This window comes from Vreelandella sp. 21, from assembly GCF_050995515.1.
In the GTDB taxonomy this organism is placed as follows: domain Bacteria; phylum Pseudomonadota; class Gammaproteobacteria; order Pseudomonadales; family Halomonadaceae; genus Vreelandella; species Vreelandella alkaliphila.
Window position 1 is genome coordinate 1424813 of sequence record NZ_CP194673.1, and the last position, 13328, is coordinate 1438140.

A 13328-nucleotide genomic window follows, 5' to 3' on the forward strand; every position below is an offset into this window, starting at 1 on the left:
AACACTATGGCTAAGTTTGCCGCGAATCTCAGTATGCTGTTCACTGAAGTCGATTTTCTTGATCGCTTTGAGGCCGCCGCAAAGGCGGGCTTTAAAGGGGTTGAGTACCTTTTTCCCTATGACTATGCGGCAGCTGACATCAAGCAGCGCTTGGATGCGAATGGCCTAACCCAAGTGTTGCACAACTTACCTGCGGGAGATTGGGGAGCAGGCGAGCGAGGCATTGCTTGCCATCCCGACCGGGTAGAAGAGTTTCGTGCCGGTGTGGATAAAGCGATCGACTATGCCACTACGCTTGAGTGCAAGCAGGTGAACTGCCTAGCGGGTATTCAGCCTGAGGGCGTTAGTGATGCTGAAGCTCACCGTACCCTGGTTGAAAACCTTCGCTACGCTGCCGAAAAACTCAAAGCAGCCGGCATTTTGCTGCTTGCAGAGCCTATCAATACCCGTGACATTCCAGGCTTTTTCCTTAATCGCACCGAGCAGGCGTTGGCACTTTTTGACGAAGTCGGTAGCGATAACTTAAAGCTGCAGTATGACATCTACCACATGCAAATCATGGAGGGTGATCTTGCACCCACTATTGAAAAGCATTTTGCACGTATCGCTCACGTGCAGTTGGCGGATAACCCAGGGCGCCATGAGCCAGGAACGGGTGAGATCAATTATCCCTTCTTATTTAGCCACCTGCAGCAGCTTGGCTATGACGGCTGGATCGGCTGCGAGTACAAGCCCAAGACCACGACGGTAGAAGGTTTAGGTTGGTTAGATAAGGCGCGTTAACCCTGTATGACTTAAAACAGGCAAGTGAGTAGATAGTCGTTAACTCAGGAAATCTAAATCATTTAGAAACAATAGGTTGGTTTCTAAAAGATGCGAATGGAGAACAATTATGAGTAAGATTGGTTTTATTGGTTTAGGCATTATGGGGCGTCCTATGGCGGGGCACCTGCTCGACGCTGGTCACTCTTTAGTGACTGTTAAACGCGGCACTTTGGATGCTGCGCTTGCCGAAAAAGGCATGAGTGAAGTCGCTTCTCCCAAAGCGGTGGCTGAAGCGTCTGATGTCATTATCACCATGGTGCCCGACACGCCCGATGTCGAAAGTGTGTTATTTGGTGAGGAAGGCGTGATTGAAGGCCTGAAGCCCGGCACCCTGGTGATTGATATGAGCTCCATTGCCCCAATGCAGACCCAGGCATTTGCCAAGCGGATTACCGATGCGGGCGGAGAGTTTGTCGATGCGCCGGTTTCTGGTGGTGAAGGTGGTGCAATTAACGCTGTACTTACCATCATGGTGGGCGCAACAACGGAAGGCTTTGAGCGAGCCAAGCCATACCTGGACGTTGTTGGGAAGACGATTACCCACATCGGCGGCCATGGTGCAGGTCAGACGTGCAAAGTGGCTAACCAGATTGTGGTTGCGCTAACGATTGAAGCAGTGGCAGAAGGGTTGCTGTTTGCCTCTAAAGCCGGTGCTGATGTCGCTAAAGTACGTGAATCACTGATGGGCGGTTTAGCTCAATCGAAAATCCTCGATGTTCATGGCGAGCGCATGATCAAGCGCACCTTTGAGCCTGGGTTCCGCGTTCGTCTGCACCAGAAAGATCTCAACTTGGCGTTAGAGGGTGCTAGGACGTTAAACCTGTCATTGCCAGGCACCGCCAATGCACAGCAGTTGTTCCAAGCGTGTGTTGCCAACGGGGGCCAGGATTGGGATCACGCAGGTATTGTGCGCGCTTTAGAAAAGCTGGCAGACCATGAGGTTGGCCAATAACGCGCCTTTGTCAGGCAGGCCAGCGTCTGTTGGCCTGCCATTAAGTTCTTTTTACTAAGTTTTAAGTTCTTTTTACTAAGCTTTCCAAGCTCTTTGTTTACGTTCTTTTCTAAGCTCCTTTCTGAGCCTTTTTCCTGATCCCTGCCCGAGGAGTCTTTTGATGAATTCCCTTGTTCGCTTGGCGCCTTTTACCAGTGAAGAGGCAACCCGCCAGTGGCTGAATCAACTGGCCGAAACGGCCATTGCTGCGGTACATCCCGATAGCTTATTAACTGCCCAGTTGCCTGAAAAACCGCCAGGCCGAACTGTCGTCGTGGGCGCGGGTAAGGCTGCTGCCGCCATGGCGCGTGCATTAGAGTTGGCGTGGGAAAAACGCGCTCGAGAGTCAGGCGAAGAGGTCGACTTAACAGGCGTGGTGGTGACCCGTTATCAGCATGGGGCAGCCTGTCGCTATATCGATGTACTGGAAGCCTCCCACCCGATGCCTGATGCGCTGGGTGAGCAAGCCGCTAAGCGCATGCTTGATGAAGTAAAAGGCCTGGGTGAAGACGATCAAGTGATCGCACTCATCTCCGGCGGCGGCTCCGCGTTAATGACCCTGCCGGCGGACGGCATTTCGCTAGAAGACAAGCAGGCTCTGAATAAGGCGCTGCTTCGCTGCGGTGCACCGATCCGTGAAATCAACACCGTAAGGCGCCATTTGTCTGCAATTAAAGGCGGGCGGTTGGCCACTGCTGCGCACCCCGCGCAAGTGGTGACGCTACTTATTTCGGATGTTCCTGGTGATGTGCCTTCATTAATTGCCTCAGGCCCGACGCTGCCGGATAACACAACGTCGTTAGATGCCTTGGCAATTCTAAACCGCCATGAGATTGAGGTGCCTGAGCATGTGAAACGCCATTTAATGGCCGATCATCGTGCGCCTCAGACCTGGAACCAAGGATTTGCACGGGACAAATCGACTATCCTGGCCCGCGCGCGCGACGCATTGAAGGCCGCCCAGCTGAGTGCCGAAGAGAGTGGCCTAGAGGTAAGAGTGTTAGGTGATGATCTTGAGGGGGAAGCAAGAGATTTAGGCATTGCCCAAGGGCGTATGGCGTGCAAGTTGCAGTCTGAAATTACTCGTCCGCTGCTGGTACTGTCAGGCGGCGAAACGAGCGTTACCGTGCGCGGTAATGGTCGAGGAGGGCGTAACGTTGAGTACCTGCTGGGGCTTTTTGATACGCTAAAAGGATGTGATGGCATTTATGCGATTGCCATTGATACCGATGGAATCGATGGCTCTGAAGATAATGCAGGCGCGTTAATTGGGCCTGAGTGCTGGCAGCGGGCTAAGGCATTAACGCTTTCTGCCCAGGATTACCTTGCCCGTAACGATGCGTACAGTTTCTTTGATGCTTTAGATGACCTCGTGGTAACAGGGCCAACCCGAACCAATGTTAACGATTTCCGAGCGATTCTTATTCTACCCAACCCGTCGTAAGGTTGTCGTTGTTCCCGCTTAACTATCCAATTACCCGTTAAGGCATTGTTTTGCGTGGTTCTGAGTGGTTGTCCGAGGGGTAAACATGATAAGTTTCGTCGAGGTTCATTAGAGAGTTAGGCCATGACCCTCGGCTGGCACAAGAAAGGTTTTACCAAAACGAAAGAAGGTCGCGTTAGCGATCAAGATATTGTTGAACACATCCGGTCTGCGGTACTGATGCAGCGACTGGCACCAAATACAAAACTGCCTGAAGTCACCATAGGCGATGTATTTGGCGTCAGCCGTTCAGTGGTGCGTAAAGCGTTAACACGGCTTGATGCTGAACATGTTATCGACCAACGACCGAATCAGGTCGCCCGCGTCAGAGCACCTTCGATTGACGAAACGCGAGAGACGTTTTCTGCGCGTAGGTTAGTGGAAGGTGAGATTGTCTCACTGTTGGCGGGTAAGCTGGATGTGGCGACTTACAAGGCGTTAGAGAAGCAGGTCGCCCTTGAAAAGCAGGCGTTTGAAAACAGTGACGAACCGTCACGCATTGAGCATTCCCTCAATATTCATCACCTCCTTGCGCAGCATGCCCCTAATCGTATCTTGGGTGCGATGTTGACCGATCTCGTCTTGAGAACGTCAATTGTCATCGCTCTCTATAAGCGTCCGGGCTTGTCTTCTTGCTACTTGGAAGGCGATCATGCGAACTTGCTTGGGCACTTGGCGAGTGGTGATGCTCAGGCGGCTAAGCAGGCGATATACACGCACCTTAATAGCTTAGAGTCTTTGCTGGTACTGTCGTCTCAAGAGCCAGAAAACGACGATTTGATGACTATTCTAGGCGGTAAATCTGTTAGGGCGTGATTCGCTAACCCTAGGTTTTCGATAACCCTGGGTTTTCGCGAACAATAGGTTTCAATGCTCCAAACTGATGTCTCAAAAAAGCGGCGCCCATTGGGCGCCGCTTTTGGCTTACTGTGAGACGATTACAGCAGTAATCGGCGTATATCCGTCAGCACATCGGCCAGGAAGGCCGTAAAGCGGGCGGCATCCGCACCGTTAATCGCCCGGTGATCGTAGGAAAGCGATAGCGGCATCATTAAGCGCGGCTGGAAGGCACTGCCATCCCACACCGGTTTCATCTGCGCTTTCGATACCCCCAGGATCGCCACTTCCGGTGCATTAACGATCGGTGTGAACGCGGTTCCACCAATAGAGCCAAGGCTCGAAATGGTGAAGCAGCCACCGGTCATCTCGTCGCGCTTAAGCTTCTTGGTTTGCGCTTTCTTGCCGAGCTCCACCATCTCCTTGGCAATCTCAATCAAGGATTTTTTATCGGCGTTGCGCACTACCGGCACCATCAGGCCATCAGGTGTATCCACGGCAATCCCAATATGCACGTAGTTTTTCCATACCAGCGTTTCGCCATCACCTTTCAGGCTGACGTTGAACTGGGGGAACTTACGCAGTGCAAAGGCACAGGCTTTAACCATAAACGGCAACGGCGTCAGCTTGGCGCCTTGGGCTTCGGCCTCGGCTTTCATGGCCTTACGGAAGCTTTCGAGCTCGGTAATGTCGGCCTCGTCGAACTGCGTCACGTGAGGCACATTGAGCCAGCTGCGGTGCAGATTGGTCGCGCCCATCTTGAGCAGGCGCCCCATCGGCTTCTCTTCTACGTCGCCAAACTGACTGAAGTCGACGTCCGGTATCGCGGGAATGCCAGCACCACCACTTGCTGCTGGGGCAGTCGCTGTTTGTGCTTTACCTTGGTTGGCTATGGCCTGTTTCACGTAGGCCTGTACATCTTCTTTCAGCACCCGGTCTTTCGGGCCACTAGGCTTAACAAGACTAAGATCAACATTTAGTTCACGTGCCAGCATGCGTACTGCTGGGCCTGCATGCACCAGCTTACTATCCCTCGGTTGGTAAGCAGCGATTTGTGCTTCCGGACTCGGGGTGCCTTCAAGAGAAGGCGCTTGTTTTACTGGTGCTTCAGCGACAGGTTTTTCAACTACCGGCTCTTCAGCAGCAGCCTGCGCTTGCGATGCAGCTTCTTCAGCCGATGCATCACCGTCTTCGCCAGCGATTTCCATCTGGCCGATCAAGTCGCCTTCCGAGACGGTGTCGCCTTCCTTGACGGTCAGCGCAACGATCTTACCGCCGTGCGGGCTGGGCACGTCCATGGAGGCTTTATCCGACTCCAGGGTGATCAGGGTATCTTCGGCGTTGACCTCATCACCAGCGCTAACCGCGACTTCGATGATTTCAACGCTGTCGGAACCGCCCAGGTCAGGCACCTTGATGTCAACGGTCTGCTTGCTGCCACCGGCTTTTTTAGCTGCTGGGGCCTGCTCTTTAGTCGGTTCTTTTGGTTTGTCTTGTTTCGCTGGCGCGTCGTTGGACTGGCTGTCAGATGCGGGGGCTGACGTCTCTTCGCCGCCACCTTCTACTTCCAGCTCAACGATGTCGTCGCCTTCGGAGACAGTATCGCCTTCTTTGACCAGCACTTTGATGACCTTGCCGCCTTTCGGGGCCGGAACATCCATGCTGGCTTTGTCAGATTCCAGGGTGATTAGGGTGTCTTCCGCTTCAATGACGTCGCCTTCTGACACCGCAATCTCGATGATTTCGACATCGGTATCGCCACCGATATCGGGAACTTTGATGATTTCGCTACTCAAGGTCGCGCTCCTTCCAAATCGGATCGAGCCGGCGGGCATCTGCCCGCCGGGCAGCGGTTTAGCTGGTCAGCGGGTTCGGCTTGTTGGCGTCAATGCCATACTTCTTCAGCGCCTCGCCGACGTGCTTACGATCAAGCTCACCGCGGTCTGCCAGCGCACGTAGCGCCGCCACGGTGACGAAGTAGCGGTCTACTTCAAAGAAGTAGCGCAGCTTCTCGCGGGTGTCGGAACGGCCAAAGCCGTCCGTGCCCAGCACGGTGTACTCGCTGGGTACCCAGGCACGCACCTGGTCGGCGTAGAGCTTCATGTAGTCGGTGGAGGCAATCACCGGGCCGTCACGGCCTTCCAGGCACTTCGTCACGTGGGGCTTGTTGGCCTCGGCATCCGGGTTTAGGAAGCCTTCACGCTCCAGCAGCAGCGCTTCACGGCGCAGCTCGTTAAAGCTGGTCACGCTCCAGATATCCGCGCCAATGCCCCAGTCGTTGGCCAGCAGCTCAGCGGCGGCTTCAACTTCGCGCAGGATGGTGCCGGAGCCCAGCAGTTGTACGCGGCCTTTGTCGCCCTGGGTTTCGTTGAGCAGGTACATGCCTTTGACGATATCGTCGGTAGGCACGTTCTCAAGCGCGGGCTGCTCGTAGTTTTCGTTCATCACCGTCAGGTAATAGAAGCAGTTCTCTTTGTCGGAGAACATGCGCTTCAGACCATCCTGGAGGATGACCGCCACTTCGTGGGCGTAGGTCGGGTCGTAGCTGCGGCAGTTGGGGATGGTGGAGGCTTGAATCAAGCTGTGGCCATCCTGGTGCTGCAGACCTTCACCATTGAGCGTGGTACGCCCGGCGGTGCCGCCGACCATAAAGCCGCGGGCTTGCAGGTCACCGGCGGCCCAGGCCAAGTCACCAATGCGCTGGAAGCCGAACATCGAGTAGTAGACGTAGAACGGCAGCAGGGTGACGTTGTTGTTGCTGTAGGAGGTCGCGGCGGCAATCCATGCGGACATGGCACCGGCCTCACTAATCCCTTCTTCGAGAATCTGGCCTTTCTGATCCTCGCGGTAGAACATGATCTGGCCTTTATCGACCGGCTCATACTTCTGACCTTCCGAGGTGTAGATGCCAAGCTGACGGAACATGCCTTCCATGCCGAAGGTACGTGCTTCGTCAGGAATAATCGGGACGACATGTTTGCCGAGCTTCTTATCCTTCACCAGACCGTTCAGCACGCGCACGAACGCCATGGTGGTCGAGACTTCGCGCCCTTTGGAACCGACCATTTGCGAGGCAAAGGTTTTGTCGTCCAGGCTGGGGATCTCTAGCGCCTCAAAGTCACTGCGGCGGCTCGGCAGGTAGCCGTTTAAGCGTTCCCGCTGCAGGTGCATGTATTTCAGCTCGGGGGAGTCTTCTTCCGGCTTGTAATAGGGCACATCTTTGAGCTGCTCGTCGGTGAGCGGAATACCGAAGCGGTCGCGGAATTTACGCAACGCCTCGTACTCCATGCTCTTGACCTGGTGGGACTCGTTGGCGGCTTCGCCATCGCCGCTGCCCATGCCGTAGCCTTTGACGGTGTGCGCCAGAATGACCGTGGGCTTACCGTTGGTTTGGTTGACCGCTTCGTGGTAGGCCGCGTAGACCTTGAACGGATCGTGACCACCGCGGTTGAGCTTCCAGATGTCTTCATCAGACAGGTCGTTGACCATCGCTTCGGTTTCGGGGTACTTACCGAAGAAGTGCTCGCGGGTGTATGAACCGCCGTTGGCCTTGTAGTTCTGGTACTCACCGTCGACCGCTTCATCCATGCGCTTTTGCAGGATGCCTTTCTTGTCCTTCTCGAACAGCGGATCCCAGTGACGTCCCCAGACCACCTTGATGACGTTCCAACCGGCACCGCGGAATACGCCTTCGAACTCATCCATGACGCGGGAGTTGCCGCGAACCGGACCGTCCAAGCGCTGCAGGTTGCAGTTGATAACGAAGATCAGGTTATCGAGGTTTTCACGCCCCGCCAGGGAAATCGCGCCCAGTGACTCCGGCTCATCACACTCGCCGTCACCCATGAAGCACCAGATCTTACGGTCGTACATGTCTTTCAGCTCACGGTGATGCAGGTACTTCATCACGTGGGCTTGATAGATGGCCTGAATCGGGCCAAGGCCCATGGACACCGTGGGGAACTGCCAGTAGTCCGGCATCAGCCACGGGTGCGGGTAGGAAGAGAGGCCATCGCCGTCGACTTCGCGACGGAATTTGTCCATCTGCTCTTCTGATAAACGGCCTTCCAGGTAGGAGCGCGCGTAAATCCCCGGGGCAACGTGGCCCTGGATGTAAATCAGGTCGCCTTCAAAATCGCCTTTGGGGGCGCGGAAGAAGTGGTTAAAGCCGACATCGTACAGCGTGGCCGACGACATAAAGCTGGCAATGTGGCCGCCCAGCCCGGGGTTAGCGCGGTTATTACGGATGACCTGGGCAATGGCGTTGTAACGAATCAACGACCGAATGCGGCGCTCCATAAACAGATCGCCCGGCATCGGTGCTTCGCGATGCACAGGGATCGTATTCCGGTGCGGGGTTGTCACCGAGAAGGGTACCTTCATACCGTCCCGGCGCAGGCGATCCGCCAAGCGGGTCATCAGGTAGCGGGCACGATCTTCGCCCTCACGATCCAGTACTGATTCCAGGGATTCCAGCCACTCCGTGGTTTCGAGCGGATCGAGATCTTCTCTTGTCTCCAGACTCATAGAGGTCTCTCCGAATGACGATAAAAGGTAAGCCTCACAGCCTGAAGGGCCGAGCACCACAGGTCAGGCTGAAAGGAAAATACAAGCGCTAAGCGCGTGAGAATTACGCTGCCTCGGCCGCACGCATGTGCAGGCGAAAGCGCGCTATCTGGATGATTTGCTCAATAGCGGTTTGACGCTCGGTAGCGGCGTCGTTTTCAAGGCGCTTTTCGAACGCGTAAAGGATGGCGTGTCGATCAAGCCCTTTAACAGCAATCACAAAGGGGAAACCGAACTTATCTTGATAGGCCTGATTCAGGCGTTGAAAGCGTTCAAACTCTTCGGTTGAGCACTGATCTAGCCCCGCACCAGCCTGTTCGCGAGTGGAGTCCTGGGTTAGCTCACCCGCGAGAGCTGCTTTCCCGGCAAGGTCTGGGTGAGCGCGAATGACAGCAATTTGCTGATCAATATCAGCACCCTTAAGCACATTGCCCATGCAGTCAGCTAGTACATCCGGGTCATCGTGTTGGTCGGTAAACCCCTGTTTCCAGGCGGTTTCAGCTACCCAGGGTGAATGTTCAAAAACGTCCCCGTAATGCTCAAGAAAGGCGTCTAAGCCAAGGCGGCTGGGGCGAGCTGCTTCTAAAATACGCGACATTGTATTCTCCATTTGTATTTGTTTATCTGTTTTATTGTATACAATAAATATTGCTAAATGTACTCTAAGAAGTGCCGTTTCCGCAAAAAAATCGCTATCGCACCCGCGAAAAGCGGGCATAACGGCGTTAGGAAGGTCCTTATAGAAAGGTCTTTATAGAAGGGCCTTGATAGTGGGGCTCTTAGAAAGATGTCTAAAAACAAAATCAAACAACAAAGGGTTTTGCATGTTGAAGAGCAATCGAGCAGTGGCAACGTATCTGGCGATAGGCGCTTCTCTTGGCACTATCTCGGCAGGTGCCCAGGCAGCGACATGGAGCGATACGTTCGTGGGGTATCGCTATGGAACGCAGTTTACTGAGCCGAATAACCCAGAGAACATAGAGAAGCACATTCTCCAGTTTACCCATGTTAGTGGTTACTCACTGGGCCAAAACTTTTTAAATCTGGACGTGCTTCAGTCCAGCAGCCAAGACCCCGCCAGTAACAGTGATTCAGGGGCAACGGAAGCCTATCTGACATACCGTCATCAACTCCATGGGGGCGGCATATTCAATGAGCCCATCGCTTTCGGGCCCGTTAAAGACATGGCGCTGACATTTGGGTTTGACCTAAACACCAAAAATACTGGCTTTGCACCACGTAAACGTCAGCTAGTAGTGGGGCCAACGTTTAAATTTGATGTGCCGAGAGGCTTTGTGGATCTAAGTCTCTTCTATAGCCGTGAATGGAACCACTGCGGCTTGCCACCTTGTGGGCTGCCAGAAAATCAGAACAGCATTTCGTTTGATCCCTATTACCAAATTAACTTGGCCTGGGGGCTGCCGTTTGAAGCGGCGGCGTTACCGCTAAAATTCCAAGGGTTCTATAACTACAACAGCGAAAAAGGAGATGATTACTTTGGGGAAGCGACCGAGCCTGAGCAGTTAATGCGCACCTCGCTGATGCTAGACGTCGGGCAAGTTGCATGGGGGGCGGAAAACTCCTTATGGATGGGCGTCGGTTATGAGTATTGGCGCAACAAATTCGGAAACCACAGCCAACCGGGTGTCGATACCGATGCCATGACCTTTAATCTGGAATGGCACTTCTAAAGCCCGCCAGCGCTGCTGACGTAACCGATACCCCTTGGCTCGAAAGTGCCAAGGGGTATTTTTTAGGTGAGCAGGTACGCGCTGTGTCAATCAATAGGCACTATCAAACTGTAAAAGCTGATCAGCTTTTGCGGCAAATATCGCATTTATTTCTGATTTTATTGAATCACTACATATCAATCATGCGGTACGTTGACTATCGCTCTCCATGGTATTCTGACGTTATTACGATTAACAGGGACACGTTATGGCGACTCATCACCATGATACGGGCTATAAAGAGCTATTTAGCCACCCCGAGTTCGTTGAGCAACTGATTGAAGGATTTGCGCCTGCCGAAATTGCCGGATTAATGAACTTCTCGACGCTCAAGAAGCACAGTGGTCATTACATCACACCGCTGTTCGAAGAGAAGATCGAAGATGTGGTGTGGTCGGTGGAAGTCACCTGGCAGGGCATGACGCAGGAGGTATTTTTGTACATCCTCCTAGAGTTCCAGTCAGCGGTTGATCGCAGCATGCCGATTCGGCTGATGCACTACGTCGCCTGCTTTTACAGTGAACTACTCAAACAGAAGGTCATCACCCCCAGCCAAGGCCTGCCACCGGTGTTTCCGGTGATACTGTACAATGGCTCCAAACCCTGGACAGCCCCGCTGGATATCTACGAGATGGTGCAGCCGGAACCGCCGAGCTTTCTGCAGGTCTATCAACCGCGCCTGCGCTATTTTCTGGTTGATGAAGGGCGTTATACTAACGAAGAATTGGGCTTACGCCAGACACCGCTCAGCGGTGTATTCGGTGTGGAAAATGCCGGTGAAAGTTGGGAAACCCTACAGAACGCTGTGGATAGGGTCGTCGCCATTATTCAGGCTGACCCCAATAAGGAACGCATCGACCGGATTATCACCCGCTGGCTCAAGCGACATTTGTACCGGCTGGGCACAGAGGTCAACCTGGATCGGCTCGACAGCCTGATGGAGGATAAAGACATGTTGGCAGAGAACTTAGAGAACCTGGTCAAGAAAGAACGCCTGGAAGGGCGGCAAGAAGGACGGCAAGAAGGGCGCTTGGCTGAAGCGCGCGAGGTGGTGCGCACTCAGCTCACGTTCAAATTTGGTGAGGTGCCTGACTGGGTAGAAGCGCAACTTGTGCAAGCCGATCATGACCAACTGAAAGGCTGGATGCGTGATGTACTGTTCGCCAATCGCCTGGACGATATGTTCAAACGCTAGCATTCTTACAGTCTGTAAGCCATCGACCGGGTAGTAGGCCTGCGCGTCGAACTGAAAAACGAGGCGATGTTGCTGACGTAACCGATACCCCTTGGCTCGAAAGTGCCAAGGGGTATTTTGTTATGTCTCAGGTGCACTTTGGTTAAATGCGCTTGAAGAGAGGTCACTGTTTTAAGTGAAATGGTGGTGATAAATAACTAGGATAATATCGTCAGCCGCCGATATTCATCATGTGGCGTTTATATCGATGCAAATCACAGGGAGTGTGAACATATTCTATGAAAGCTATCTCTATTATCTTGTTACGCATTTTAGCGCTGTATATTGCGCTTAATCCGCTACTTGCCCTAGCGCCGATGCTGTTTGGCCCAGGCTCGACAGAATCATATGACGAGTGGTTAGCCACCCTGATAGCAATGATTGTTATGCCTCTTATTGTCGGCGCTATACTTTGGCTAGTGGCAGAACCGCTGGCTAATAAAATTCATCCAGCTAATAACGCTGACTCTCAGTTATCACTGCACGAACTAGGCCTAGTCCGTGCAGGTGGTTTTCTGATAGGTGTTTATCTCACTTTGCAACATATTGGCACAGCGATTAGTCAGTGGATCTGGTCAGGTAGTATTGCCTATGGTTCTCTCGTCGTCATTGCTCTTGGTGTGGGCTTGATAGTGGGAGTCAATTTTATCGGTGAGCTATATAAGAAGATAAAGTATGCAGGCAGTGGTTTGTAAGTGCTAAATATAGGTAACCACTGCGCTGTAGAGTATAAGATCAAACAAAAGCGTAACCATGCCTACTGCTATGATTCGACCATTCTACCCAAGCGTTATCGAGCGTGTGCTGGGCATCTAGCTAGAAGTCTCTACTGTCGATCTTTCGGTTGGCTTTGCCTTGGGTTTTAAACACGCTATTTCTAGGAGGTCTTGTGGCACTTCGCGCAATTTTGCTAGATCACGATGGGACAATCGTCAGTTCTGAACACATCCATTTTCAAATGTGGGTACACATTCTGAGTCAATATGGCTTGGAATTGTCTGAGCTGCAGTACAGAACCCACTATGCAGGCCTGCCAACGCGCGCCAATGCCCTGGATATGGTGCAGAGGTTTGGGATTGATGCGTCCCCTGATCAACTTATAGAAGCGAAGAACGCCGCGACGCAGGACTACCTTGCTAGCCAGGCATTCCCGTTAATGCCTAGCGTACGAGAGGCGATTGCTTACTTCCACAGTGCGGGTTTGAAGCTGGCAGTGGTGACAGGCGCTAGTGCAAATGGTGTTCAAAAAACACTGCAGGCCAATGGGTTTGAAGATAAGTTCTCTACGATTGTTTCTAACGATGATGTCCGAAACAGCAAGCCCGCACCTGAATGCTATCTCCTGGCTCTGCAACGGCTTGGCGTTGCTGCGGATGAATGTCTCGCCATTGAAGATACACAACATGGTCTTGAAGCCGCCTTTCGAGCTGGCATAAGCTGCTTGGCACTACCCACGGAAATGTCTCAACAGCAAAACTTTCATTCAGCGACAGCGGTGCTTAGTGGCATGGCTGAAGCCGTTGAGTATATACGCCATGGCTATGGCGTAGAGAGCAACTCTGCGCCTGTTTAAATCGAACGCCTAAGGGTAAAGGGGGCTTTAGGCTTTCTAACCAGAGCTGGCTAGCTATTCGTTAAAGCGCTGTTTGTCAGGAGAGCATA

11 protein-coding genes are annotated in these 13328 nt (G+C 53.1%); 8 read left to right on the forward strand and 3 right to left on the reverse strand.

Going from position 1 to position 13328, the window contains the following annotated elements:
* Positions 1-6: 6 nt before the first annotated feature.
* From hyi to ACN06F_RS06620, 4 genes are all read left to right on the forward strand, one after another.
* Positions 7-783, forward strand: a complete 777-nt coding sequence (hyi, locus tag ACN06F_RS06605) for a hydroxypyruvate isomerase (protein ID WP_193068403.1) — start codon at positions 7-9, stop codon at positions 781-783.
* Positions 784-892: 109 nt separating this feature from the next.
* On the forward strand, positions 893-1777 hold the full coding sequence (locus ACN06F_RS06610) for a 2-hydroxy-3-oxopropionate reductase (RefSeq protein ID WP_433924872.1): 885 nt from the start codon (positions 893-895) through the stop codon (positions 1775-1777).
* Positions 1778-1937: 160 nt separating this feature from the next.
* The gene (locus ACN06F_RS06615) at positions 1938-3260 is read left to right on the forward strand and encodes a glycerate kinase type-2 family protein (RefSeq protein WP_433924873.1); all 1323 of its coding nucleotides are present in this window, start codon (positions 1938-1940) and stop codon (positions 3258-3260) included.
* 123 nt (positions 3261-3383) lie between these two features.
* Positions 3384-4115 (forward strand): GntR family transcriptional regulator, encoded by a 732-nt coding sequence (locus ACN06F_RS06620; RefSeq protein ID WP_009724992.1) that lies wholly within the window; start codon positions 3384-3386, stop codon positions 4113-4115.
* A 122-nt stretch (positions 4116-4237) separates the two neighbouring features.
* On the opposite strand, the gene aceF is transcribed toward ACN06F_RS06620, so the two are convergent.
* The 3 genes from aceF to uraD all read right to left on the reverse strand — a co-directional run bounded on the left by aceF (position 4238) and on the right by uraD (position 9300).
* Positions 4238-5932 (reverse strand): dihydrolipoyllysine-residue acetyltransferase, encoded by a 1695-nt coding sequence (aceF, locus tag ACN06F_RS06625; protein WP_433924874.1) that lies wholly within the window; start codon positions 5930-5932, stop codon positions 4238-4240.
* Positions 5933-5990: 58 nt separating this feature from the next.
* Positions 5991-8663 (reverse strand): pyruvate dehydrogenase (acetyl-transferring), homodimeric type, encoded by a 2673-nt coding sequence (gene aceE / locus ACN06F_RS06630; protein ID WP_433924875.1) that lies wholly within the window; start codon positions 8661-8663, stop codon positions 5991-5993.
* Between the two features lie 103 nt (positions 8664-8766).
* Positions 8767-9300, reverse strand: a complete 534-nt coding sequence (uraD, locus tag ACN06F_RS06635; protein WP_433924876.1) for a 2-oxo-4-hydroxy-4-carboxy-5-ureidoimidazoline decarboxylase — start codon at positions 9298-9300, stop codon at positions 8767-8769.
* A gap of 226 nt (positions 9301-9526) precedes the next feature.
* On the opposite strand from uraD, the gene ACN06F_RS06640 reads away from it, so the two are divergent.
* From ACN06F_RS06640 to ACN06F_RS06655, 4 genes are all read left to right on the forward strand, one after another.
* Positions 9527-10393 carry a hypothetical protein gene (locus ACN06F_RS06640; RefSeq protein WP_433924877.1) on the forward strand — a complete coding sequence of 289 codons (867 nt, stop codon included), beginning with the start codon at positions 9527-9529 and terminating at the stop codon, positions 10391-10393.
* Between the two features lie 247 nt (positions 10394-10640).
* Positions 10641-11627 (forward strand): Rpn family recombination-promoting nuclease/putative transposase, encoded by a 987-nt coding sequence (locus tag ACN06F_RS06645; RefSeq protein ID WP_433924878.1) that lies wholly within the window; start codon positions 10641-10643, stop codon positions 11625-11627.
* A gap of 278 nt (positions 11628-11905) precedes the next feature.
* On the forward strand, positions 11906-12361 hold the full coding sequence (locus tag ACN06F_RS06650; protein WP_433924879.1) for a hypothetical protein: 456 nt from the start codon (positions 11906-11908) through the stop codon (positions 12359-12361).
* Between the two features lie 194 nt (positions 12362-12555).
* Positions 12556-13239, forward strand: coding sequence for an HAD family hydrolase (locus ACN06F_RS06655; protein ID WP_231658343.1), 684 nt, complete (start codon positions 12556-12558; stop codon positions 13237-13239).
* The last annotated feature ends 89 nt before the right edge of the window (positions 13240-13328 follow it).